Here is a 23013-nt window from a genome sequence, read left to right as displayed (position 1 = left end):
CATGTTCTTAGCCGTTTTTCTACCTGCGTTGATGGGTGCTCTTGCCACTGCGATGGCATCGCTTGTATGGCGTGCTGTGATTGCTCTCGGTATCGGATTTGTTACCTACAAGGGTCTTGATGTCGCTATCGGTTATATGCAGCAGGCCGTTTTTGATCGCGTCAATAGTATTCCGGGCGATGCTCTTAGTTTGATTGGTTATTTGTGGTTGGATAAGGCAATCACTATTATTTTTTCTGCGGTTTCAATTTCTCTTGCTATGAAATTGCTGTCGGGTAGTTTGAAAAAGGTGCAGCTCAAATGATTACGATCATTACCGGGTTGCCGGGGCATGGCAAAACGCTTTATCTGATTTCCTACTTGAAAGCGCTCGCTGAAAAAGAGGGGAGGGATGTCTATTATTCTGGCATCAAGGATTTGTTGTTGCCGTGGACCGAGTTTAAGGCTGACGAGTGGGCTTCACTTCCGATAGGTTCTTTCATCGTCATTGATGAGGCCCAGTTTGTTTTTCCGAAAAAACCGAATGGTTCGACGCTCCCTAAGTACTATCAGGATTTAGCTGTGCATCGGCATAGCGGTTACGATATTTTCCTGCTTACTCAACATCCAAGTTTGGTTGATAATTTTGTTCGTAATCTCTGCGGTCGTCACTTGCATGCTATTCGTAAATTCGGCTTGCAACGTTCTAACATTTGGGAATGGCCGTCTGCCAATTTAAGTCCTGATAAAGAGTCGGGCCAGAAAAATGCCATCTTGCATAAATTTTCCTTTCCAAAAGAAAGTTTTGGGCTCTATAAATCGGCTGAGGTTCACACTGTTAAACGCAGTATTCCGGCCAAATTGATACTCGCTATTTTGTTTGTGGCAGCGGTGCCGATTGCTGGCTATTACTCGTTTAATAAATACAAGCAGCGTTCCGTAAAGGCTGAGGATGCCGCTTCTACTGGTGCTGCCGGTTCGTCTTCTGGCGCAAGCGCTCCTGCTGGTGCATCTGGCCAGAAAGCGTCGTACCTAAATGCTGTTGGTGATGCGAAGCAGTATTTATTTGAGCGTGTGCCGCGTGTCACTGGTCTGCCGCAGACGGCGCCACGGTATGACGAGGTTACGAAACCGACTACGGCGCCTGTGCCCGTTGCTTGTGTTGCAAATGAAAAGCGTTGTGATTGTTTTACTCAGCAGGCTACGCCTATGGCCGTGCCTGAGCTACTTTGCCGCGATATTGTGGCACGTGGGTACTTTGTTGATTTTGACGATCACGGTGGTCAGAATCATCAACAGGTTGCTTCAGCTAGTCCTGCTGGTTCCGCGGCTTTATCAAGATCTGAGAGAGGTTCTGGATCTTCCGTTTTTACGCTGGATGAGGATGGTTATGGAGTCCTTGGTAAGCGCACTGGCCGCTCGGCTGGTTCTAAATAAACGTGACTTGTCACGATAAATATTCTGACTCGAGTAAACATATCTGGGTGTGAAAATGAAGGATCACCATGATTCTGTGACTATCGATCTGCTGGCTGAGAAACGTCCTCGAGGGCGTCCGGCGACTGGCCGCGCAATGACAAGCGCAGAGCGAAAAAGATTACAACGTGAACGTGCTGGCCGGGTTGTGTTCACGGTGGATTTGCCAGAGGATCTGGTGAATCTGTTCAATGAGTATTTGCGTTTTAAGGATTTAACCAAGAGCGCCGTGATTGAAAAACTGCTGCGATCGCAGCTATTGCGTAAAAGGTAGCGGGGTGTGGGCCGCAGGGCCCGCATAGACCACTGAGATGGCGTCTTGGTGACTATTGAAAGCGTGTGGTGCTGGTGATGCCTCGGTTAAGTCGACCGCTCCCTGTAAGGCCGCTTTTGATGTTGTTCTTATGTGTTGATTTTTAGGGTAGCGGCGGGGCGGGTCGCGATGGGGAGCGTAGCGCACCAAGCGCGGCGCGAAGCGCCGCTAAACTTGTATCTGGGACACTTAAGAACATGAGGCAAATAAAGGGTTTCCAGCCGATTGTCATTTGCGGCCGTAAAAAGTAGGGTGTTCAGAAATTCAGTTTTTGAAGTAGAAAAGAAAAAGCCCTGCAGGTGATCGAAACACTTGCAGGGCCGTCCGATAAACCTGTCGTAGCAGGAGTACCGAATGCCGCAATTCCACTCCGATTTGAACGAATCGTCAAGCACTTTCGTAACAACCCCTCAAGAAAAGCCGGAATGGTGGACTGATGACGGTAACGGCTGGCAAGACACCTACACGGCGCGCCAGCGCATTTTCGCGAATGGTCAGACTGAGATAACAGTCACTAAGGATAAGTTTTTTGTGGGCCGGGATTCGCTGCCTGTGCCGCATGCAAAGCGCGGTGCTTCGGAGAAGCGTGAAGCCAATGAGGAGGATGCTGGCAAGCGCGCAAAGCAGAAAGTCCGGCTGTGCTGCAAGGAGATTGGCGCTGACCGCATGGTGACGCTGACGTATCGGGAAAACATGATTGATCGTGAGACCGCACTCAAGCACTGGAAAGCCTTTACAAGGCGTTTGAGCAAGCACAAGGCTTTTCACTACGTCGCGGTTATTGAGGAGCAAAAGCGGGGCGCGTTGCATTTCCATGTGGCTGTTAGCGGTCGACAGGATTACAGACTGCTGCGTTCGGTGTGGCAGTCGATACTCGGTCTTGGCCAGTCTGGTGAGCAAATGGGACAAGTGAATGTACGTGATCCAAGTAAGTTTGGTTTCGGCCGTAACGGCGCTCACAAGCTGGCTGAGTACATTGCCAAATATTGCGGCAAGTTGATGGACTGCCGTGACCTAAATCAAAAGCGTTATTTCCGGTCGCGCGGGATCGTGATCCCTGTGATGAATAGCTGGCGTGTCTGTGCGCATACCATGCTGCATGCCGTCCAGATCGGTTTTGAGATCGCCCGGGAGTTTGGGCTAGCTGGCGCTCAAACGTGGTGCAATAACGGTTTGGGAGTCTTCTGGATTGCTACAGCGCCGCATGATGGGCCGTTGATCGATACCTGTCCATTCTAGCTGGGTAGGAATTCTGTCGAGCGTCCGTAATGTTTCCAAATTACAATCACTGCATTTTATGCAACTGGAATTGTTCGAACGTGAGCAGATCTCCCAGGGTGATCTTGAGCGCATGATGATGGAGATCCGGCAGGCCTATTGGCATTTGCGGAATTTACGCAAGGTGAGCTGGAATAATGGTCGCCGGCGGCGGGAGTATCGAAAGGTGGCCGTGCATAAAAAACGCCTGCTGATTGCAGGCGTGAGTAAGAGGGAAATATTGGATTTGTTAGCTTGCTGTCGGCAACAGTGCAGTGCCAAGAAGCAGCCGTTTCAGCCGTGTAAATACTGTCGATAGCCTTGCTTTGCGCAATCTGCGATTTGACATAATACAAATTATGCGAAGTTTAGGACCCCTAAATAGCAGTCAAGCAAGTCCGTTATATTGGATAGATGGTGAGGATAGAAAACACGGCCGGGACAACGTATCCCGGCCTTTTCTTTTGTTTATTCACACACAGGGGTTAATGTCAATGAAAAAGCAGCGCATCGCCACAAAAAATAAATATTGTTTTCCATCAGAATTTGTCTCAGCCAGGCTCATGAGCGGCTTTACAGTCGATGCGGCCGCCAAGATCACAGGCCGACACGTTCGCACAATCTCAGACTGGGAAGCCGGCAAAACCTACTGCCCACAATGGGCACTCAGGCTAATTGTTCTCGAAAGTCGATACATGGAAGCCTTATACGGTCTAAAACGCGACAGGAGCCGCACAGGACGCGCCGCAGAGCTGGGATGGTCAATCATGGCCGCCAACGATAGCAGTTACAGGACAAAGCCTGGACTACGGTCCTTTGAGCAGTATTCAAGAGGAAGCAAAAAGCAGCTTCCACCTGAAAACCGCCCCAGTCCGCAAAAGCGCCGCTGGCTCAACATGCGACGGTACGTCGCTGGATAAAAACAGTTTTGCAGGGAGCGCCCAACGGGATCTGGTCGCCGTCGACAAAGCACGCTCTCAAGATTCGCCAATCGGTGAAACTCAGTGGCTTACCTGGGCCCTGCGGCCCAGACCCAGCCACATTTAGCGCCGCCGATCATCCATTAACCGTTCTAGCGCACGACTTACAGCCTCCGCCCTAGATATACCAGGCATCCGCTGCACTTCAAATTCAATTAGACGCTCAGCTTTCGCTTTTTCGCCATACAACGCACGCAATAACTCATCCGTGCGATCAGGCGGCCCAGGTTTGAAATGTCTATTTGGCGACAATCGCGATGGACGGCTTTGGGTCGGCGAAGACACACCGCTTTGCTTACGACCGTATAGCCAACCGATTAGCCACATTAGCGCGCCGACCAACAGAATCACTATCTCAGTTGTGGAAATTTCCATAATGCCCCCTGTTTGACAGGCATTTTATCGCTAACGCAAGGAAATGTTTATTTGATGTGACCGACCAGGTGTGACAGATCCTGGACCAGTCACGCCGGCACAGTCACAGTGACTCGGCGGACACCAGCTGTGCCTGGTCGGTCACACTTCGGCGAGACATGCGCTTGCGACAGGCAGGAATGGCATATACCGACTTGCCGACAACGGGCCGTCCGCAGCCGCACCCGCACAACCGAACGTCATTAGGAGACTGAGCATTCAAAATTGCACGTGCCAGAGCGCGAGACATAGGCAACGGCACAGCATTACCAACAGCACGATACCTGCCCGACAGCGTCAACTGGTCAAGTTGAAGAGCGCCCTTCAACCCTTGAAGGCGGCAGAATTTGTCCCAGTCCCTGCGCCCTATCTGACTCCCCTCCGATGCCGTGCAACACGGCTCAAATAGAGTCGATTTTGCACCCCTGTCGATAGAAATCAGCAAACCGTCACGATGCCCAAACTGGAAATGCCGATGCCGGTTCTGATCCAGACCGACCTCACGGGCATTCAGATCAATCCGCTGGTGTGAATAACCCTCAATGCGAACATCAGGCACGCCTGGAACATTCTCCATCAACCACCACATCGGCTGCCCCTGAGTGACAACCCTAACGTATTCGCCAATCATTTCGAGACCGTAGCCGGTAGGGGCAGATCTGCGTGCTTTCGAAAAATCAGGACATGGGGGGCCACCAATGATGCCGTCAAACTTGCCGCCGGGGATAGTAAAAGCGCGAATATCACCACCAAAGAGAGGATCGGGACCGCGTACGACTGGAAAGCCTTCTTGTTCGAAGCCGAGGCCAAAAAGATCGATACCGGGAAATATGGACAAGACCAGCTGTGACTGAGCTGGAGTGACCTGCCGGCGCCGAGTCACGATCGATGGGTCACAGAAAGCGAAATCAGCTTGCGAGATTGAATTTTCCATGTCTCATTGTGACCGAGCTACTGTGACTTGTCCAGGGTTAGTCACACCTGGTACGTCACATTTATTCGTGATACCCGCGAATAGTTCCAGGGCGAGGACGATAACGCCCCTCATCTGTTGCTGCCGGCACGCCGTCAACATGAGCGCCCTGCCCTTGGCATGTCAAAAAACCGTTAGGCATACAGCCAGGAGCCGGCGCAAAAGAGCGCTTAGAGCTGAGATAAACAAGCAGCTGCTCAGGCATCATAGTCTGATCACTCAATGGCCTGCTGACCTTTTCAACGCGAAGTGTATCCCCCTTAGGCTTTTCCTTCGCCACAGCCTTAACAGGCACTTCGGGCAAATCGGCCGGCAGCTCATCAGCAAAGGCAACGCCAACAAGACAGGCCATCAGCACCAGCAAAAGCCAAGTACGAAACACAAATTTCACGTCATCTGAATCCATCATTTGAAAGCCCCCAATTGTTCCAACCGTTGAAAATGCCGCACACGTTCAGAGGCAGGCAATTGCGACACAAGCCGCGCAACTGGATGCAAAGGCTTAGCAGGAAGCCTTGAAGGCGCCGGATTAAAGAAACGCTTGATGTAGTCACGCCACCCCATCGAAAGCTTGCAGTAGCGACCAGCAACATGCCACGGCGACAGGTAAGAAAAAATACCATCCGAATAAGTAGGACTAAATTTTTGCTCGGTATCGTAAGCCGCATACAGATTCTTGCCGCGATATGTCCAACGGTCACTCAACACAGCGTCGTTACCGACACCGTACTTCACGATGGCTAGATGGATTTTTGGCGCCCTAAGCTCGACACCGAAAAAATGCTTCGTCAACGCACCAAGAAATGGAATCCTAATTTTGTCCAGGCGCTTACAAGCCACAGTTTGCTCAACCAGCGATTCACGCACCTGCTTATCAATCTGATTTGGCGACTGGCATAGCATGTACGAATCCCACCGCATTTTTCGAGAATGCACAAACCAGTCTAGAAGCGCCTGACGGCCTTTGTCAGCCCAAGACCGAGAATTCATCCACGTAGCCATTTCATCGAGCACCACAAGGCCATACGTAGCCTCATCAAGCTTGTCAGACCCAATGCCGATAGCTTCCATGTCCTCAATGGTCGGACGATCAGGAAGCCGGTAACAGATCACTCCCCGAGTACCAATCGGCAGGAGCTTATCCAGTTTCAGGTTCAAGTTAGTCGCAACCTTCTTTCCCGCCAACAGAGCATCCTTAATACGACCAACAACCACGAGACTTTTACCGCTGCCTTTTTTTCCGTACACCAAATAGTCAGCCATGATTAACTCGCGTTATTCACAAGCTTGATTTTCATCAACGCCATGTCATACGCAGCGCGACAAATACGACTACTCACCACAGCCGTGACGCAGGCGACCCAATCAGCAGGAATGAATAATCCAACAGAGTTAGCAATAAACGGCGGTATAGCAATCAACGCCAACACGTTTTGAAGAATGACATTGATGCAGGCAATAAGGCCAGCCGTGATGATCACAAACGAAGCAATGGAAGCTGCAGCAGTGCCAAGCTTGCGCCCGATCATGCTAATAATCGCCGCGATAATCGCAGGTATACCGGACAACAGTAAAGTGACAAGTTTTAACATGATCAATCCTCCCGTTTGAACAACTGGCCGTACACTTCCGCCGCACTGAAAATACCCATCAACCAACCGATGATGGCCTGAATGATAGCTATCGATGGACACAAATCCCATGACACATGAAACCCAGCAATAACGCCGGTAATCGGCGCACAGACGCCAACGGGAGGCGACCACACCCAAGAAAACCAACTACTCTTATCCTGCTGACCCGACTTAATGTCGTCGTATATTTTGTCGCGATCCGTATCACCCTTTGTATTTGCATCAGTAATAACTTTTTGCTGATCATCCATTGGTGGCGCAGCATCAGTGTTCAAATCTTTTTCAACTTGCTTCTGAGTGACTTCCTTGTTGTAGTCATCAGGAATTTTTAACTCAGGAGAAGGCGCAGGATTACTGGTAACAGAAGTGTTTGTGGTGGTCTGATTGGTCACATTGTTAGTAGTCGTAACCGTTGTAGTCGTAGTGCTCGGAAAAGTGGTCTTAATATCGCCAACAGTCGTTCCGGTCGTAGTTGGATTAACAGTAGTTGATTGGGAGGTAGTTACAGTGTCAGTCGAACCGTCAGACTTAGGGACAGTATCAACACGCGTCGTAACGGTCGGACTGATTACAGGCGAGGCGGTAACAGACGCAGGCGTAGACGGCTGCACAGGATTGGTATCGGCTGTCTGATATTCAGGATGAGCAGCAAGATCAGATTTAATTGCGTCATACAGCGCTTTACGCGCATTACTGTCCTGAATAGCCTGAAGTTTCAATGCGCCAGCTATGTCATCGCCAGTAGCAGGCGCAAGCGGCGGCAACTGACCGGGATTAGGATTTAGATACCGACTAGCAACGGTAAAATTTGAAGAGCCAACGACACCAGTGGGACTAACTAGTACACAACCCACAACATCAGGCCCACTAGAGCTACCCAAAGTCATAGTCCAACCGGCCCAAGTAGAATTGGACCTGATCAACGCAGCCATATCACCCTGACACGCCGAAGTGGGATCAGGATATGGGACTGAAGAATTAGAGCCGAAACCACCGTGCCAGAGATACTGGTCAGCAGCTGGCGGTTGTTGGCAATAAGCAGGCAACCCGAACCAAGACTGAGCCGAGCAACTGCCATAGCGCAAACCAGCATTTTTTAACATGGAAGCGACTTGTGCAGCAGTCAGCGCAGCACCAAGATAAGGAACAAGTTTTAAGCCAGCCCCAGCGATACCCTCAGCAGCAACAGCAGCAGTAGTTGAGACAGGCACAGTAACCCGCGCACCAGCCTCAGTAGCCACCACAACCTGATCCAACACGGTAGCATCAACCACTGCACCAAGCGATGCAGTAGCAACCTTGCCTGGCACTCCATTGACAATACTGGCAGCACCGGTATAGCCAGAATACCCGGCGGTTGCGGCCTGAGCAGAGACAGCCACGAACAAGAAAATCAGCGCACAGGTGAAAATTCGTTTCATACAGTCACCGATAAAGGCCACGATTGGGAGGGATGATGCAATCACACTCAGAAGAAGAAAAGTCCCCTCCCCTATGCCCCCGGCTAGCGCCTGGGAGCATAGGAGAAGAGACTTTTCGATGAACCTCGAACGCGTACGCTGTCACCATGCAAAGAGAAAGCAAGATGGCAGCGCGTAGCATACGAATTAAGCAGCCTTGTTACCGAATTTCTTGAACAGACGCAGAACGATGAACATGCCCAACACCGACGCAACGACCGGCATCGCCAAACCGAACATCGCCGTAGCGTTGTCGCCAATAGCCGTGAAGGCAGCGGCAACCGATGGGTCCAGCGTAGCAGCCGCGTTAGCAGCGCCAGTAGCGACCAGAGCCGCAACAGGAACGCCAATTTTGACTGCCAACAGCTTTGCTTTTTGAAGAATTTTGCTCATTTGATTTTCCTTAAGACGATATATCGAAGAATTGCCGGAACAGTTTCAATGTCCGACCCATTACAAAACCGAGGGCAAAGCAGCTCATAAAGCCCCCGATCATCACAGCAAGGTCACTCATGAGAGTGCTCCCGCTATCCACCCAAGCGCGAAGGTCACAACGCAACCTGCGGCAACGAGTAAATCCTGTACAGATGCAGCATCAAACATGTTTCACTCCCAGTGCGCCCGTATGCGCACAAGAGACTCCGTAGGACCGCTTCCACCGGCTTCGCCGGGTGGAAGGCTGCTCACCGGGGCGGCTGAACGCCGCGCCCCCGGCAATGCATCGGCCAGTTGGTCTTGCAAAATTTGTTCGGCCCACTCAAGCTGCCGAGCCACGAACGCGGCACCCAAGTCTTCCTGATTTGCGAACAGATGCGCCATGTACTCATCAGGATCGAAGTTATTGGCACTGCGCATTTGCATGCAAACAGCCTGTCGCAGCTCAGTCATGTAGACAGTGCGCATCAAGCTATTTGCTCGACCTTGAGGTTTGATTTCAACCATGAAAACGGCCCTCCCACATCAAGGGGACGCCCGTGGTCGTGGAGACGTACGATAGACAGCCGGAGCTTCGTGACAAGGCAAAGGCCCCACTCCGAAGGCCATAACTGGCCTGTTCCCAATTCAAGCCACCCACCACCTGCTGATCGCTTCCAGCAATCGCCGACCGCCGCACGCGCCTTAATAAAGCCAGGAAAATTAAACCAGCGCCGAGCACTACGATCAGCTTCAACGAGGCCACCAACACCATATGTGTGAGCTCCATCAGGAAAGCCCTCCTTCGAATCCAGTTTTGACGCGTATTTCATCGCGTATGCAACAGGCTTATTAGCCTTTTCTGTTCTGGTCGATCCGTGCGGCCACCAGCCTTGCTTATCGGCCTTTGGCATCGTTATGCCGCGAGGCATCCAGTACAGAACGTGGTAATGAATAACGCCGCGCTTTTGCATCTCAGCGACCCATACGTATTTAAGCTTTTCGCCAGTCCGGCGAAACATCCAATTACGCACATGGGTTAGATACGCGCCCATGTGCTTTTTCTCCCAGCTATCAACAACGTAGGTCAACGTGACCATGATGACGTTATGATTTTTGCGACCCGCCGCCACACTGATTTCGTGCAGCTTTGCAGCCACGCCGATGTTTCGGCGCAGGCGCTTGTATCGCAATTCATCACGCAGCATTTCGAGCGGATCAAACGGCTTTGCGCCGAAGCTGTCAAAAACGGAATTCTTTTTTTGAACCCCTTGAAAATCTTTTTCATACTGCGCAACGCCTTGAAGATATTGACCCACTGCGTACCCCATTTATGAGTTGTTGATAACTGGGACGAGCCCAACGTCAAAAGCCTTACTCGATCACCCGAAGGGTGTTGCGCGCCGTCTGCACGGCGTTCTGTTCCTTGTCCTTGTAGTTGTCACGAAAACCGGCGACCGACACCAAGACGTTGACGTCATCGCCGGAGTTGCCGAGCTTGTTGTGGGACATGAGAGCAACTGCGGAGGGGGAAGTGAACTGATCCGGTGCTGGCTGGATAACGCGCGTTTCGAAGGTACGCTTGCCCTGGACATCGAAGGTGCGAACATTGTCAATTCGACCAATGATTACCGCTTGATTTGGCTTCAAAGCCTGTTTCTGTACTTCGCTCATGGTAAATTCCTTTTCGCTTAAATTAGCTCGCGGTTGCGAGTTGTGCGAAAGGTAGCTCGCAGACGCGAGTGTTGTCAACGGCGAGCGGTAGTGTAAAGTGGCGAAAAAGGAGGTGTTATGGACCAAATCGGACTAATTGATGCAGCCAAGCAACAGCAGGGGTTGACAAGTGACTACAAACTCGCTCAAGCGCTTGGGATAACGACTGCAAGGATTGCAGACCTCAGAAGTCAGCGCCGAGCGCCTGACGATGCGGAAATTTCGATGCTCGCAGATATGGCAAAAATCGATCTACGAGCCGCACTGGCAGCAGTGCATAAAACGAGGGAAAAGAACCCGGCAAAACGGGCTTATTGGGAACGGATTTCGATGCAGTTTGCGCTGGGAAGCGCAGCCGCCGCAACAGTAATCGTTGAGAAAATTTCCGGAAATTTTGAATCCCTCATGTCACGCTGTACCCCGCGCCGGAGCTTGTTCTCCGCGTTGTGATATGAGGTAAAGGGGTCCTTCCCCGCATAATGCCTTTCTACAAATTATGCGAAGTTGTGATGGTTAAAAAATAGAAGCAATCAAGCCTTTTGTTTTGCCCTGGACTTAGCCTTAACAGGCTTTGCCGGCTCACGCTCAACGATAGAAATTCCTGGGCGCTCAGACGGCAGGAAGCCATGAATAACCTCATGCACGTCACCCATTTCGGTGCGACGGAACTCACAACTAATGCGATCCCGATGACAAAAGTCCGGTATGTTTCTTTTGTGCCGCCAAATCTTGTTTATTCCTTTTCGCCTGCTCTTGCTGGCGCTTCCTTTGCCAGGTTGCATCTGTTTGCGCTTTGCAGATATAGCCTTGCTTTGCCGTATTCCGACATCCATTTTTATCCACCTCAGCACCCGCGCTCCCGGTTGCCAACGCGCCCGCCAATCCTAATATCAGCATTGTTTTTTTCATTTCCCTCTTTCAGAATAAATGCTCCAAATCAATCTTGTTAGTATAAGCACGAAAAGTTATTTTTGGGCAATGGTCGCATATTCAGAATGTTGATTTCGAAAGCAGGACGAAGCAGTTCGCTTCGCTATTCCAGGTGCGGCGCGAGCACACTTTCGAGCCATTTCATGAATGCGCGGACTCGGCGCGACAGGTTGCGCCGATGCGCTACTACCAGGGAAACGTCGAGCGGCCTGTGCTGAAAGTCTGGTAGAAACTCTATCAACGCCCCACTCTCCAAGTAACTGCCAATCCCCAGCAGTGGCGCCTGAATCAGGCCAAGGCCGGCGACGCCGGCGGCTTCGTAGGCCTGTACGCTGTTGACGTGCAGCGCACCTCGCAACTGAAGCCTCGCATAGCCGTCGCCGTGCGGATACTCCCATCCATAGGGTTTTGCGCCAAGTGTCCTTGCGAAATGAACTACCCGATGTTCCTGGTGCTGCAGATCCTCTAGCGATCGAGGAGCGCCATGGCGCGCCAGGTAGGCAGGACTGGCGGCATTGACCATGCGTAACTTGCCCAGCGGGCGGGCAATCAGCGTCTCGTCCCCGATGGGACCGAGTCGCAATACGCAGTCGAACCCTTCTTGAACCAGGTCAACTTGGCGATCGGTACTCGACACCTCCAGCTCCAGTTCGGGATAAGTCGCCATGAAGGTTGGCAAGGCCGGCACGATGGTGGTGCGCGCCAGCTCGCTCGGCAGATCGACCCGTAGGCGCCCGCGCAGCGCGACTTGATCGCTTGCGAACATTGAGTGCAGATCATCAACTTCGGCAAGCAGATCGCGGGCACGTGCATGAAATACCCGCCCGTCTTCGGTCAACTGCACGCTACGCGTCGTCCGGTGCAGAAGCCTGACACCGATATCTTCTTCCAGCTTCCGGACCGCTGTTGAGGCCCGTCCCTTCTGAATCCCCAGGCTATCGGCTGCGTGGGTGAAGCTCCCCATTTCCGCTACCGTTATGAAAATGAGGATGGGTTCGAGATTTTGCATTTTTCGTGCCTCGGCATGGCATTGTTCATTAGAGAGAGAACAGTGAGTTCATTTTCTCTGTGTTTATCACACTTAAGAGACACAGTATGCTCCGAATATTGGAATCCCCCATCGGAGAACGACAAATGTCCAAAACCATGAACCTGCATCAGGCGCCTGAAACCATGAACTTGCATCGCGCCTTGTGGGCGGGCCGGATAATGAGCGCGCTTGTCGTTATTGCCCTGATGGCAGACGGCGCTATTCAGCTTTTCGCGCCGACACAGATCGCGAGCATGTTGCAGGAAACCGGGTTCGCAATGGACCTGACTCGTGTCGTTGGGCCAATAATCCTCGCCTGCGCCCTCCTTTACGCCATCCCGGCCACCGCCGTCCTCGGCGCGATTCTAGTGACGGGCTTTTTGGGAGGCGCCATCTGCGCCCATGTCCGCATCGGCGAGTTGGGGTCGCCGCCGGAAATCATTTCCCTGCTTCTGGGCGCGCTGACATGGGGCGGCCTCTACGCGCGCGATCCCCGTATCCGGGCCATTCTGCCGCTCATCCGTTGAATCAGCTGGGGCAGTGTCCTGCCCTCAATTTTAGTAACCGGGGCAGTGTTCTGTCCCTTGATATCAGGAGAATTGCATGTTTTTAGTAATGGGAATCACAGGAAAAGTAGGCGGCGCAACGGCAAAACATCTGTTGGCGCACGGCAAGCAAGTACGCGCATTAGTCCGCAATCGCGAGAAGGCGTCCAGCTGGGCGAACCAGGGCGTGGAACTGGTTGACGGTGATTGGAATGATTCGGCAGCCATCGAGCGAGCGCTCAAAGGCGTCGAAGGTGCGTTTGTCATGTTGCCGGCCGTCTGGGCCCCCTCGCCCGATTACAAAGAAGCCAAGGGCGTGATTGAGAACTATGTCAAGGCGCTCGCCAAGGCAGCGCCGCCGCGGGTGGTAGCGCTTTCGTCGATGGGTGCGAACAGGACCAGCGGGCTTGGGATGATCACCTCCTTGTCGCTTCTGGAGCAAGGTTTCCGCGACTTGTTATCGCCAATCGCATTTGTGCGCGCAGGTGGTTTCTTCGAAAATTTCCTCTATGGCTTGCAGGTCGCCCAAGGCGGAACGCTGCCGGTCTACTACAACCCGACAAACCGGAAATCGACCATGGTCGCGACGAACGATATCGGCGCCGAAGTCGCAACCCTATTGACCGGGCCAGCGTGGTCGGGTCGGCGCGTCGTCGAGCTTGGTTCGATGGTCAGCGCGGATGAAGTCGCGCAGCAATTGGGGGAAGTCCTGCATCGCGACGTGAAGGCCTTTGCAGTCCCGCGTGCGGGATGGGCGGAAGCGTTCGAGCAATTCGGCGTCCCGAAGGGCCGCACCGGACCTGCCGAAGAAATGTTTGAGGCCGTGAACGCAGGATGGATGGACCTCGGAGTCGAGGGTACGGAGCACGTAGCGGGTACGACGTCCGCACGCGAGGTATTCGCGGCAGCCCAGAAGGCCTGACGGCGTGAATTTTCGCGAGGTCAGCAGGTTGACCTCGCGCCACGCGCCTTGGTCACGGCAACGACGCGCAGCCGGCAAGATTGGCGCCCGCCTGTGTTGAGTCGACAAGATGGTAAAAAACCTTCAAAAAATAAATCCAATCATCAACTACCAGGCTGTCGATTCGGCGCTTCGCCAATCGACTAGTTATTAGGAACTAACCTAAGCCTGAGAGGAAATATCATGATGAAACTCTATGGATTTGCCGCCACCCGCTCAATTCGCGTACTGTGGGCATTAAACGAGCTCAATGCCGAGTTCGAGTTTGTGCCGGTCAATATCCTGGCGGGAGAACATCATCGTCCGGAATTCCTTCGCATCAACCCCGCCGGTAAGGTGCCCGCGCTGGTCGACGGCGATGTGGTGCTGACCGAATCCGCGGCGATTGTCATGTACCTGGCTGAAAAATACCCTGATAGAGGGCTGCTTCCTGCCGACCCCAAGCAACTAGCCCAAGCGTATCGCTGGGTAATGTTTGCCATGACAGAACTGGAGCAGCCGTTGTGGCGCATCACACGCCATACCTGGTTATACCCGGAAGAGCAACGGATACCTGCGGAAATCCCTGTCGCCAGCCAGGAATTCATTGCCATGGCGACCATATTGGATAGTCACATGGCAGGACGGCAGTTCATCGTCGGCGACACCGTCACCATAGCCGATTGCGTGACGGCGTACCTGATGGACTGGGCCAATGAATATCACCTGATCGATGAACACCCGCGACTGCGTACTTACCTGGACAGAATGTACGCCCGCCCCACTGCTCCCCTGCGGATTGCCGAAGCGTTTGCCAATCTTCAATTGGAAAATTGACATACCCGCTGGATCGATAGTGGGCCTTTTTGTAATGCAGTTCAGCGCAAAAACCCGAGCACCGCCTCCATGAACTCGACAGGGTATTCCACGTTCGACAAGTGAACCGCGGGCAGGACAACCAGCTTTGCGCCGGGCACCGTCGCCGCGATCAGTTCACTGTGGCTGGCGGCAGTCACGGTGTCGTACCGGCCGGCGATCACCAGCGTCGGCCGGGAGATCAGTGCGATTGTGCGGCGAAGGTCTGCATCGCGGACCGCGGCGAACAAGCCGGCCAGGCCTTGCCTGTCTATCGCCAGCAGCATGCTGCGAAATTCCTCGACGACGGGGTCCTTCGCCGCAAGCATGGGTGCAGGAAACCAGTTCCCCAGGAACATCTCGGCGGTCTCGGCCATGTCCGGCGCCTGCTGCACGGCGGCAATCCGTTCGTCAAACGGCTTTGCCGGTCCGAGATAGGATGAGGTGTTGCTCAGGATTAGCCGGTCGATCCGCTCGGGCGCATGGATGCCGAGCCATTGCCCAACGAAGCCGCCCAGCGACAAGCCGAGGAAGTGCGCCCGTTCAATCCCGAGCGCATCGAGCAGCTCGATCACGTCGCGCCCAAGCCGGTCGAGCGAGTAGGCGCCGGCCGGAACGCTTGATCCTCCGTGGCCGCGGAAGTCATAGCGTAAAACACGGAAATGCTCGGACAGGCGCTCGATCTGCATATCCCACATCCGCAGCGTGGTGCCGATGGAATTCGACAGCACCAGCACTGGCTTTCCGGCGTCGCCGTCGATGCGATAAGCAATGCGGGCGCCGTCGCCGGCGCTAACGAAATTCAGTTCATTCATGGTGAAAACACCTTTCTTGTTGGTGGATGAATGAAGCAAATTCTAGCTGCGGGGCGATTTCTATGATATTACAAAGATACGATAATCTCTGTAAGAAAACATGACATGTCGGATTTCACCTTGCACGACCTGCAATGCTTCGACGCCGTAGTCCGCTCCGGCGGTTTTCAGCCCGCGGCGGCCATGCTGCATCGCTCGCACCCGGCGGTGTTCGCCGCCGTCGCAAAGCTGGAACGGCAGCTCGATCTTGCTCTTCTGGATCGCAGCGGCTATCGCGTGCGTCCTACCGAGGCGGGGCTGTCGTTCCATCGCCGGGCGCAATCGCTGCTGCGCGAACTGGACGGCTTGCGCATCCACGCTGCCCAGCTGTCGATGGGCGAGGAAAGCGAGATCCATGTGGTGATCGGCGACCTGTGCCCGCGGCCGCAGGCGCTGGGGATGCTCGGACGGTTCTTCGCCCAGTGTCCGGGAACACGCCTGTACCTGCATTTCGAAGCGGTGGGCGGTCCGCGGGAACGCCTCTTCGATGGCGAAGCGGATTTGATCCTGCACTGGATCGACAAGAGCGACCCGCGCGTTGAATGGGTCGACCTGTGCAGGGTGCCATTCATCCCGGTAGTGGCGCCAGGCTTTCTGCCGGAGCGCATCAAGCGCCCGATCGCGCCGGACCAGATGCACGCGTTCACCCAATGCATCATGCGCGACACCGCCCGCCATTCACCGCAACAAGACTACTTCATGATCGAAGGTGCGCCGCAATGCATGGTTGCGGACCAGGGCATGAAGAAGGAAATCATCCTGCAGGGCCTCGGATGGGGCCACATGCCGCGCTTCCTGATTGAGGACGAGTTGCACGACGGACGCCTGCAATCGATTGTCGGCCGCCTTCTGCCGGGCCGTACCGAGGAACTGGTGGTGGCGCGCCGCCGCGACCGGCCGCACGGGCCGATCGCGAACCGGTTGTGGGACCATATCCAGCAAGAGGCGCCAAAATTGCGCTACGCGCTCGAAGCGCGAAAACCTGGCAAATAAGTGATCGTTCGGCCGGAAGGTGCGCCGGCGCAATCCTCTGATCACGAACAGGTCCAGGGGCCTGGCGAACGCTTCCAGGCCCCCTCCTTCCCTGTTAATGCCTCAGGGCGTGACCCTGCTGATGCGCGTGGCCCAGTTGGTCAGGGCGACGCGGCTACCGTTGCAGCTGAACTGCGCTACCGGGTCGGCAAGACTTGCGTATTGCGCCAGCGTGCAGCCATGCGCAATGTATTCGGAGCCTAGCCAGATATCGTTGCCGTCGACTGCCGCCGCGCCGTAATCGCCCCACCGGCTGCGCGGCGTACCAAAGGCGTTATAGGCGCCGAATTCGTCGTCTGGCCCGAGTCCGTTGGCAATGATCTTGACCGTTTCGCCCCTGTGTCCGCGGTCACGGCTGAAATGGATATAACCGGCGCTCGGGTAGTGATCGGCGCCGGCGACGGTAAAGCCGATCACGCCTTTGCCGTTAGGCAGCGCCGCTATGGCCGGCCGCGTAACGCTGTTGCCGGCAAGCGCCACCTGGCCCTGCTTGGTCACGGATGCGCCAACCTGGCCAGCCGAGACGGCGGGATTGAGCACGTAGTAGGCAATGCCGGTCTGCTCTTGACCAGCGACATTGACGACGGTATCGAGCGCGCCATACAGGCGGTCGCCGGTGAAAAACACTTGCTGCATGCGCGAATCGTTCGGATCCAGGTCCGCCAGCGTTTCCGGAACTGCCGGCAGGACACTGGTCAGGTAATTCCAGCAGCCGACGCCAGCCGGCGTCGCCATGCTGCGGTCGTTCAGACAGTCTCGCAATGGCGCACTGCCGGCTTTCTGCGGAATCGCAGGCGGCACGCCATAGCTGTCGACGCTGACGACATTATGCAGAAGCGTCAGCGCAGGCGCGGCGTCGTTCAGCGACCTGGTATTGCCGATTGCCCATACCCTCAGGCGATTGTCGTTGCCGGAATTGGAAAATACCGCGACTGAACTCAGCAGGTATTCGGTGCCGCGGTTGCTCCGTTCAAAGTCGCCGGCCGGCGACACTGCCGGCCATACCGTGAATCCCGGATTGCCTTCAAGCAGATAATCGGCCGTGTCCAGCTGCACCACTTGTATCGAAGTGCTGCCGCTGATCAACGCTTTTTTCGATATGGCATATATCTGGGCGCTGTTGAAGCCGCCGGAAAACGGGAATTCATTGGTTGTCAGGTAGATGCCATGGGCGTCTGCGCCGATATGCGGATAATCGCCCAGGCATGGGCAATTTGCATGCTGGGGCGTACCTTGCGTACCGTCATCCTGCACGGCGATCTTGTATACCGTCCAGCTCCCGAGCGGATCGGCAGACGAACTGACCGCAAGGTCGAGATGGTTGGTGCCGGTTTGCGCGCCAGTGGCGGGATCGGTGTCCAGCGTCAGCACCAGGTGAAACCAGCGTCTTACATCCGGATCGAAATAGCAGGCCGGATCGGTAATCGACGGGCCAAAGACACGCGGCGTAACCTGGCGGTTGATCGCCGGCGCATAGCCGTAAAACGCGTTCAGTGCAATATCGCCGCTCAATGCGACGCCTTTGCGGTTGTAGACCTTCATGACGTCATTCAGCGATTCCATGACGTAGCCGTTGCCGGCGCACAGCCCCTGGTCCGGCGGTTCTATGGAAAACTGGTTGCCGTTGCTTGCCAGCCGCTGGTTGCGTGAATTTTCGCCGTCAAAACTGGCTTGCACCCGGCGGTCGGGCGCCTCTCTGCCTACTGCTTCGGTCCACTGTCCTTTGCCCTGCGTCCTGGCGATACTGCGGTTTATCTTGAACTTCGCCACCCGCGCCAGCACGCTGGTGGTGCTTTGCGTTCCGCTTTTGCCGGTCAACCCTGCAGTACCCGCAGCGGTGGGACCGTCAGCAAGATCTGGCGCGTTCGAAAATACCGGTGAGGTTTCAGGCGAGGACAATCCGTCGACACCGACAGTGGTGGCAGGGATCTTGACCGTGCCGCTGCTGGGTATTTGCCTGGTGACGGTGGCGCCGACGGCAAGGCTGGAAGTAAAACAGGCGAAGCTGAGAATTAACGCTAATCCACTAAAATTCCGATTCATTTTCTTCTCCAAAAACCATCATTTTTGAGCCCTTTTCAGGGGAAAGAAAAACCTGGCTTGTAGACAGCAATGCGGCAGCCGAAAGACGATCCGTAAAATCTTGAGGCGTGCCGGTTGAATCAAGATTCACTCAGCCTGGAGAAGGCTGGCGTTGAATGATGAGGGGCAAATTTGCCCTGCGGAAATTATATATATATATATTCTTCACGACGCCGCACATATTTCGCCACGTGTGCGGCCGGAGAAACGCAGCTCCCATATTTCATCTAAATTCATAGAATATTGACATAAGCCATTGAATAAAAAGACTTTTCAATTTCAATCTAAATTTAATCTAGATTCATAGAAATCATCTGCAATCCATTGAATATTAATGAATTTTCTTAAAATTCTCATCGCCTTCCAGATGTCACCCTACGGCGCGACAAACCGCCATGCCGGATTGTCGAACATGGAAATCGTACGGGCGCGCACCGTGCCGGACGGGCACAGCTCATCCTGGGTGTACTGCGTCAGCCGGATCGAGTTCGGCACTTTTGCCTTGCAGATGATGCCGACATATTCGGGCTCGATGGTCGCCGCCTTGAACACAAAGCTTTCCTTGTATTCGTCGGTGGGTTTGAATATTTTTATCAGGTCGCCCGGGTTCTTCAGGCTGCCGTAGTCAAAACCCATCCCCTGCGACACCAGCGTCGACACTTGCGCCGGGTTGATGCCCACCTTGTCGACCCGGTAATTGCTGCCGAACCCGGAGGCGCCGCCGATCAGCTGCGACAGGTTGCCGTACTTGCCGTTGTTGAGCACCATGCCGACATTGTTGCTGGAAGCCAGCGGATTGAGCTCGTCAAACATGCGCTTGATCGCCACCGCTCCCGGCGCCGACCAGGAATTGGTGACCATGGTCAGGCTGCCCAGCGCGGTGATGTTGGGGCCGCTGGCGGCCGCACTGTCGACCCCGGGTGCGATGCCGAAACGCTGCTGCAGGAACTCCGTGATGAAATCACCGAGCCCGATGGCGCCGTTGACCTGCACCCGTTCATAGGGTTTGTCATCCAGCTTCAGGCTGGTCAGCGTGTTGTGGGTGGGATCGAAGCCCATCGGCCCGCCCGGCGCCTTGTCTGAATTGGTGCTGACGCTCAAGGCGTTGCCGGAAATCGTGCCGAAGGTGGCGCCCTTCATGGTGCCGGTAAAAAAGCGCGCTGCCGTGCTCATCCAGTCGGGATGGTCTTGCATCAAGGCGGTGCTGCCCTCGCCTTGCGACTGGCGCGCGCCACGCGGCGTCAGGTAGACGTTGCGGAATACCTGCGGCGCCAGGTCGCTGTCGCTGCGGTAGAGCGCCTGCGTCTCGGCGCCGCCGCCGGACTTGTATGCGGTGCGCTCCCAGGCCGCGAAGCGCGGGGCTTCGGCATTGAGCTGCGCCAGTTCGCCGAAACGCCACACCCACTGCAAACCGAACAGGAACACCATGAACAGGCTGCAGACAATGATGGATTCGACCAGCGCCTGGCCGCGCTGGCGGCGCAGCCTGGGCGATGCGATGGATCGGGTGGGCAGCATGCGCATGAAGTCTTTCCGGCCGGATATCAGTTAATGATGAAAAACAGTGCTTTCTCGGGATAGTTCAAGCCTTCGAGCCGTGCGTTCCAGTACGGCAACATCAGGTTGGCGTGCGAGACGATCTGGCCGCGCGTGGTCCAGCGCTCTACCGGCGCCCGGTAATAAACGCGCGCCTTGCCGATTGCCTTCAGATAATCCTGCTTGAGTTCGGTATCGTAGTCGTGCATGGGCGCGCGCCCGAGGTTGAATTTGCTTTCCGCGCGCAGCGGCGTCTTGTCGACGTTCTGCTGCAGCGCCACCACGAACGACGGTCCGACATCCTTCAAGGCGTTGTCCTGTACTTCCTTGCTGGCCACGAACAGGTTGCTGGCTTCGCGGTCGCCCAGCTGGTAGTTGCCCATGTTGGCGCCGCGCATTTCCCACAGGCCGAAACGCTCCGCCGGCAGGCCCATGTCCGCCGCCACCGCGCCGCCCAGGCCGGGTTTCTGGAACAGGGTTTCGGTGCCGCGCGAAGTGCGCATGCTGAGGACGTCGATCAGGTCGCCCAGGCCCAAGGCCTTGAGGATGAACTGGAGAAAACCGTTGGGTGCGTCCAGCGGATCGTCGAACGCCGAGGTGGCCAGCGAAAAACCGCTGCCCAGCATGTTCGAGATGGAGCTGGCGACATTGCCGCCCAGGCTGGACAGCTGCTGGAAGTTGACCGCCTGCTGCGCCATGGCCGTCGCCACCGCCACTTCCGCATCGGCGCTGCCGGGATTGGGCGCATTGAGCGCGGCGCCGGAGGCTGGCATGCCGGCCGGGGCGCCGCCCACCACGCCGCTCAGGTTGCCGGCGTTGGCGTCCGGCAGATTGACTGCGGACTGGGAGGAACTGGAGGAATTGACGCCTGCGCCGGCGGCATTGATCACCGGGTCCAGGGTCGCCATGGCGGCGTTGTTGAGCGCCTGGCTGGCGGTGGCGATCTGCGCCTGGCCCTTCATCGCACGCTCGCCGGAGGATTGGGCGATATTCATGACGCCGCGCTCGTAGTATTTCTTGGCCGCGCCGGCAGACAGCGAGCCGCAGGCGCCGCTTATTCGCGGCGCATAGAGCTCGCCGTTGGGCAGTGTGAAATACAGGCAATCGTCGATGCCGGTAGCCTCGCCCCAGAACGATTTCTTCCAGGATGACGTGTCTTTCACCACGTCCACGAACTTGGCCAGGTCTTCAGGCACTTCCTGGTTCTTGTTCAGGCCCTGGCGGCCGACCTTGGACATCGTCACCGCGCCGGCCATCGGGATGTGGATATTGAACAGGTGCGGATTGATCTCCATGATGTCGATATTGCTCCACGCATAAGTGCCGTCCTGCATCTGGATCATGCGGGTGCCGCCGGTGCGTTCGTAGAGGCACATGATCGGGCTGACAACCAGGCCGACCGTGTTCATGAACGCTTCAATCACCGGGCCGATGACGTCTGCCGCAACGTTGCCTTGCAGCGCCGGCACGATCTGCTCCAGGCCGTTGGCCGAGAGCCCGGTCAGGATGCCGTTGATGCCGCTCAGGTTGCAGCCGTCCACCGCCCACAGGCCGACCGCGTTAGGAAACAGGCGGCGGCCGCCCATGGCGCTGGTCAGCTTGATCATGTCCTGCATCATCACCCGGTGCACCAGGTTGAACTCGGCGGTGCCGGTGCTGTCCGGCAGCTTGGTCTTCATCTCGGTGCTGCCCATGAACTTGCGCGGCGGCTGGTGCAGCTTGATCATGCTGCCGAAGTCCACCACGCTCTTGGCGACCTGGTACATGATGGTCTGCGGCACATACTCGGCTCGCGGCGCATTGGCCGTCAGCAGGTCCTTTTGCATCGCGATCATGGCCGAGACGGTGGTAGTCAGGTGCACCTGCTGCGAGGCGAAGATCGCGTAGTTGGTCAGCGAGGTGGTGGCGGTGCCGGCGTTGGCCAGCACCTGGCTGGTGACGCGCACGCCGTCGACGATTTTTTCCCAATACTTGCCGAAGGTGGAAACCGCATTGAGCACGCTCGACAGGCCGGCGCCGATGTAGGGAATGAATTTGGTCAGCGCGGCGGTGGCCTTCATCACCTTGGTATTGTTTTTCCAGTACTGGTCCGACATGGTGACGTTCGACCACATAGCTGTCATCTGCCCCACCGCCTGGTAGTTGGCGATCATCGCGCGGTTGGTATAGGCGGTGTAGTTCAGGCCTTCCGCCGCGATATTGGCGGTGCTGTAAGCAATCGCATCGGCGGCGTTGACCAGCCGGCGCTTGTCGCTGGTCACCTGCGCCATGTTATAGACGGAAAATATGCCGATGCACAGCACCGCCAGGAAAAAAATCCCGATCGGCAGTATCGCGCCGCGGCTGTATGCGTGGCCAGGCATGTGGCTAAATACGCGCCGCGGCAAGCGGCGGCGGCGTCCGGAGCGAGACCACTTGCTTACGTCAGGTTTCATCGCGTCAGCACCATGTCGACATCCTGATTGGAAAGTAAAATTTGCGCGAAGGAGCGATGGAATCACCGCTTCTGATAAGACGCGTTAAAAATCTTTCCGGATAGTAACTACGTTTTGTTACCGGATAATGACGCTGGCGAGAACAAGTCTGCGCGCCGGCG

Annotated in this window: 26 protein-coding genes; 11 read left to right on the top strand and 15 right to left on the bottom strand. The window is 55.5% G+C overall.

The annotated features are described in order from the left end of the window. Position 1 precedes the first annotated feature (1 nt). From CFU_RS11055 to CFU_RS24435, 6 genes are all read left to right on the top strand, one after another. A complete protein-coding gene (locus tag CFU_RS11055; protein ID WP_041741766.1) occupies positions 2-304 on the top strand; it encodes a DUF2523 family protein in 303 nt (100 codons plus the stop codon). Next, positions 301-1416 carry a zonular occludens toxin family protein gene (locus tag CFU_RS23820; protein WP_014006123.1) on the top strand — a complete coding sequence of 372 codons (1116 nt, stop codon included), beginning with the start codon at positions 301-303 and terminating at the stop codon, positions 1414-1416. Before CFU_RS11055 ends, CFU_RS23820 begins: the two co-directional genes overlap by 4 nt. 55 nt (positions 1417-1471) lie before the next feature. Further along, positions 1472-1729: a hypothetical protein gene (locus tag CFU_RS24440; RefSeq protein WP_148264813.1), complete on the top strand. Its 258-nt coding sequence runs from the start codon at positions 1472-1474 to the stop codon at positions 1727-1729. Between the two features lie 393 nt (positions 1730-2122). Next, positions 2123-3007: a rolling circle replication-associated protein gene (locus CFU_RS11045; RefSeq protein ID WP_014006122.1), complete on the top strand. Its 885-nt coding sequence runs from the start codon at positions 2123-2125 to the stop codon at positions 3005-3007. Between the two features lie 58 nt (positions 3008-3065). Beyond that, positions 3066-3344 carry a hypothetical protein gene (locus CFU_RS11040; protein WP_050808556.1) on the top strand — a complete coding sequence of 93 codons (279 nt, stop codon included), beginning with the start codon at positions 3066-3068 and terminating at the stop codon, positions 3342-3344. Between the two features lie 175 nt (positions 3345-3519). Further along, positions 3520-3945 carry a helix-turn-helix domain-containing protein gene (locus CFU_RS24435; protein WP_148264812.1) on the top strand — a complete coding sequence of 142 codons (426 nt, stop codon included), beginning with the start codon at positions 3520-3522 and terminating at the stop codon, positions 3943-3945. A gap of 538 nt (positions 3946-4483) precedes the next feature. On the opposite strand, the gene CFU_RS11035 is transcribed toward CFU_RS24435, so the two are convergent. From CFU_RS11035 to CFU_RS10995, 9 genes are all read right to left on the bottom strand, one after another. Then, positions 4484-5353: a DNA cytosine methyltransferase gene (locus CFU_RS11035; protein WP_041741763.1), complete on the bottom strand. Its 870-nt coding sequence runs from the start codon at positions 5351-5353 to the stop codon at positions 4484-4486. 61 nt (positions 5354-5414) lie between these two features. Then, positions 5415-5801 (bottom strand): hypothetical protein, encoded by a 387-nt coding sequence (locus CFU_RS11030; RefSeq protein ID WP_041741762.1) that lies wholly within the window; start codon positions 5799-5801, stop codon positions 5415-5417. Further along, complete coding sequence (locus tag CFU_RS11025) at positions 5798-6655, bottom strand: zonular occludens toxin domain-containing protein (protein WP_050808555.1); 858 nt, start codon at positions 6653-6655, stop codon at positions 5798-5800. Before CFU_RS11025 ends, CFU_RS11030 begins: the two co-directional genes overlap by 4 nt. Before the next feature lie 2 nt (positions 6656-6657). Continuing rightward, positions 6658-6984, bottom strand: coding sequence for a DUF5455 family protein (locus CFU_RS11020; RefSeq protein WP_041741760.1), 327 nt, complete (start codon positions 6982-6984; stop codon positions 6658-6660). Positions 6985-6986: 2 nt separating this feature from the next. Beyond that, on the bottom strand, positions 6987-8447 hold the full coding sequence (locus tag CFU_RS24430) for a hypothetical protein (protein WP_148264811.1): 1461 nt from the start codon (positions 8445-8447) through the stop codon (positions 6987-6989). 186 nt (positions 8448-8633) lie between these two features. Further along, positions 8634-8879 carry a major coat protein gene (locus tag CFU_RS11010; protein WP_014006120.1) on the bottom strand — a complete coding sequence of 82 codons (246 nt, stop codon included), beginning with the start codon at positions 8877-8879 and terminating at the stop codon, positions 8634-8636. Between the two features lie 213 nt (positions 8880-9092). Continuing rightward, positions 9093-9428, bottom strand: a complete 336-nt coding sequence (locus CFU_RS11005; RefSeq protein WP_148264810.1) for a hypothetical protein — start codon at positions 9426-9428, stop codon at positions 9093-9095. Next, the gene (locus tag CFU_RS11000; protein ID WP_148264809.1) at positions 9389-10219 is read right to left on the bottom strand and encodes a rolling circle replication-associated protein; all 831 of its coding nucleotides are present in this window, start codon (positions 10217-10219) and stop codon (positions 9389-9391) included. The genes CFU_RS11005 and CFU_RS11000 overlap by 40 nt, the downstream gene beginning before the upstream one ends. A 55-nt stretch (positions 10220-10274) precedes the next feature. After that, positions 10275-10574, bottom strand: coding sequence for a hypothetical protein (locus CFU_RS10995; protein WP_050808554.1), 300 nt, complete (start codon positions 10572-10574; stop codon positions 10275-10277). Between the two features lie 117 nt (positions 10575-10691). On the opposite strand from CFU_RS10995, the gene CFU_RS10990 reads away from it, so the two are divergent. After that, positions 10692-11063: a hypothetical protein gene (locus CFU_RS10990; RefSeq protein ID WP_041741755.1), complete on the top strand. Its 372-nt coding sequence runs from the start codon at positions 10692-10694 to the stop codon at positions 11061-11063. A gap of 225 nt (positions 11064-11288) precedes the next feature. Here the strand turns inward: CFU_RS10990 and CFU_RS24425 are convergent, their stop codons facing one another. Then, positions 11289-11522: a hypothetical protein gene (locus CFU_RS24425; RefSeq protein WP_148264808.1), complete on the bottom strand. Its 234-nt coding sequence runs from the start codon at positions 11520-11522 to the stop codon at positions 11289-11291. Between the two features lie 124 nt (positions 11523-11646). Next, positions 11647-12552 (bottom strand): LysR family transcriptional regulator, encoded by a 906-nt coding sequence (locus CFU_RS10985; RefSeq protein ID WP_014006117.1) that lies wholly within the window; start codon positions 12550-12552, stop codon positions 11647-11649. 125 nt (positions 12553-12677) lie between these two features. On the opposite strand from CFU_RS10985, the gene CFU_RS10980 reads away from it, so the two are divergent. The 3 genes from CFU_RS10980 to CFU_RS10970 all read left to right on the top strand — a co-directional run bounded on the left by CFU_RS10980 (position 12678) and on the right by CFU_RS10970 (position 14895). Then, positions 12678-13100, top strand: coding sequence for a DoxX family protein (locus CFU_RS10980; RefSeq protein WP_041741754.1), 423 nt, complete (start codon positions 12678-12680; stop codon positions 13098-13100). A 76-nt stretch (positions 13101-13176) separates the two neighbouring features. Continuing rightward, positions 13177-14040 carry an NmrA family NAD(P)-binding protein gene (locus CFU_RS10975; RefSeq protein ID WP_014006116.1) on the top strand — a complete coding sequence of 288 codons (864 nt, stop codon included), beginning with the start codon at positions 13177-13179 and terminating at the stop codon, positions 14038-14040. A gap of 225 nt (positions 14041-14265) precedes the next feature. Then, complete coding sequence (locus CFU_RS10970; protein ID WP_041743323.1) at positions 14266-14895, top strand: glutathione S-transferase family protein; 630 nt, start codon at positions 14266-14268, stop codon at positions 14893-14895. Between the two features lie 41 nt (positions 14896-14936). Here CFU_RS10970 and CFU_RS10965 read toward each other — a convergent pair whose 3' ends face one another. Next, positions 14937-15728, bottom strand: coding sequence for an alpha/beta fold hydrolase (locus CFU_RS10965; protein ID WP_041741752.1), 792 nt, complete (start codon positions 15726-15728; stop codon positions 14937-14939). Positions 15729-15833: 105 nt separating this feature from the next. Here CFU_RS10965 and CFU_RS10960 point away from each other — a divergent pair, with 105 nt between their 5' ends. Further along, positions 15834-16760 carry a LysR family transcriptional regulator gene (locus CFU_RS10960; protein WP_014006112.1) on the top strand — a complete coding sequence of 309 codons (927 nt, stop codon included), beginning with the start codon at positions 15834-15836 and terminating at the stop codon, positions 16758-16760. 102 nt (positions 16761-16862) lie between these two features. Here CFU_RS10960 and CFU_RS10955 read toward each other — a convergent pair whose 3' ends face one another. From CFU_RS10955 to CFU_RS10945, 3 genes are all read right to left on the bottom strand, one after another. Next, positions 16863-18842 carry a hypothetical protein gene (locus CFU_RS10955; RefSeq protein WP_041741750.1) on the bottom strand — a complete coding sequence of 660 codons (1980 nt, stop codon included), beginning with the start codon at positions 18840-18842 and terminating at the stop codon, positions 16863-16865. A 414-nt stretch (positions 18843-19256) separates the two neighbouring features. Then, positions 19257-20405, bottom strand: coding sequence for a hypothetical protein (locus CFU_RS10950; RefSeq protein WP_014006110.1), 1149 nt, complete (start codon positions 20403-20405; stop codon positions 19257-19259). Between the two features lie 20 nt (positions 20406-20425). Then, positions 20426-22852: a pilus assembly protein TadG-related protein gene (locus tag CFU_RS10945; protein WP_238531432.1), complete on the bottom strand. Its 2427-nt coding sequence runs from the start codon at positions 22850-22852 to the stop codon at positions 20426-20428. Positions 22853-23013 lie beyond the last annotated feature (161 nt).

The sequence above is a fragment of the Collimonas fungivorans Ter331 genome, assembly GCF_000221045.1.
Taxonomy (GTDB): Bacteria; Pseudomonadota; Gammaproteobacteria; order Burkholderiales; family Burkholderiaceae_D; genus Collimonas; species Collimonas fungivorans_A.
Note: the sequence above shows the minus strand (reverse complement) of the source record. Positions and strands in the feature narration are given on the sequence as shown.

Coding starts and splice junctions, on each gene's coding strand:
- CFU_RS11055 (WP_041741766.1), top strand. CDS start 2: ATGTTCTTAGCCGTTTTTCTACCTGCGTTGATGGGTGCTCTTGCCACT.
- CFU_RS23820 (WP_014006123.1), top strand. CDS start 301: ATGATTACGATCATTACCGGGTTGCCGGGGCATGGCAAAACGCTTTAT.
- CFU_RS24440 (WP_148264813.1), top strand. CDS start 1,472: ATGAAGGATCACCATGATTCTGTGACTATCGATCTGCTGGCTGAGAAA.
- CFU_RS11045 (WP_014006122.1), top strand. CDS start 2,123: ATGCCGCAATTCCACTCCGATTTGAACGAATCGTCAAGCACTTTCGTA.
- CFU_RS11040 (WP_050808556.1), top strand. CDS start 3,066: ATGCAACTGGAATTGTTCGAACGTGAGCAGATCTCCCAGGGTGATCTT.
- CFU_RS24435 (WP_148264812.1), top strand. CDS start 3,520: ATGAAAAAGCAGCGCATCGCCACAAAAAATAAATATTGTTTTCCATCA.
- CFU_RS11035 (WP_041741763.1), bottom strand. CDS start 5,353: ATGGAAAATTCAATCTCGCAAGCTGATTTCGCTTTCTGTGACCCATCG.
- CFU_RS11030 (WP_041741762.1), bottom strand. CDS start 5,801: ATGATGGATTCAGATGACGTGAAATTTGTGTTTCGTACTTGGCTTTTG.
- CFU_RS11025 (WP_050808555.1), bottom strand. CDS start 6,655: ATGGCTGACTATTTGGTGTACGGAAAAAAAGGCAGCGGTAAAAGTCTC.
- CFU_RS11020 (WP_041741760.1), bottom strand. CDS start 6,984: ATGTTAAAACTTGTCACTTTACTGTTGTCCGGTATACCTGCGATTATC.
- CFU_RS24430 (WP_148264811.1), bottom strand. CDS start 8,447: ATGAAACGAATTTTCACCTGTGCGCTGATTTTCTTGTTCGTGGCTGTC.
- CFU_RS11010 (WP_014006120.1), bottom strand. CDS start 8,879: ATGAGCAAAATTCTTCAAAAAGCAAAGCTGTTGGCAGTCAAAATTGGC.
- CFU_RS11005 (WP_148264810.1), bottom strand. CDS start 9,428: ATGGTTGAAATCAAACCTCAAGGTCGAGCAAATAGCTTGATGCGCACT.
- CFU_RS10995 (WP_050808554.1), bottom strand. CDS start 10,574: ATGAGCGAAGTACAGAAACAGGCTTTGAAGCCAAATCAAGCGGTAATC.
- CFU_RS10990 (WP_041741755.1), top strand. CDS start 10,692: ATGGACCAAATCGGACTAATTGATGCAGCCAAGCAACAGCAGGGGTTG.
- CFU_RS24425 (WP_148264808.1), bottom strand. CDS start 11,522: ATGAAAAAAACAATGCTGATATTAGGATTGGCGGGCGCGTTGGCAACC.
- CFU_RS10985 (WP_014006117.1), bottom strand. CDS start 12,552: ATGCAAAATCTCGAACCCATCCTCATTTTCATAACGGTAGCGGAAATG.
- CFU_RS10980 (WP_041741754.1), top strand. CDS start 12,678: ATGTCCAAAACCATGAACCTGCATCAGGCGCCTGAAACCATGAACTTG.
- CFU_RS10975 (WP_014006116.1), top strand. CDS start 13,177: ATGTTTTTAGTAATGGGAATCACAGGAAAAGTAGGCGGCGCAACGGCA.
- CFU_RS10970 (WP_041743323.1), top strand. CDS start 14,266: ATGAAACTCTATGGATTTGCCGCCACCCGCTCAATTCGCGTACTGTGG.
- CFU_RS10965 (WP_041741752.1), bottom strand. CDS start 15,728: ATGAATGAACTGAATTTCGTTAGCGCCGGCGACGGCGCCCGCATTGCT.
- CFU_RS10960 (WP_014006112.1), top strand. CDS start 15,834: ATGTCGGATTTCACCTTGCACGACCTGCAATGCTTCGACGCCGTAGTC.
- CFU_RS10955 (WP_041741750.1), bottom strand. CDS start 18,842: ATGAATCGGAATTTTAGTGGATTAGCGTTAATTCTCAGCTTCGCCTGT.
- CFU_RS10950 (WP_014006110.1), bottom strand. CDS start 20,405: ATGCGCATGCTGCCCACCCGATCCATCGCATCGCCCAGGCTGCGCCGC.
- CFU_RS10945 (WP_238531432.1), bottom strand. CDS start 22,852: ATGAAACCTGACGTAAGCAAGTGGTCTCGCTCCGGACGCCGCCGCCGC.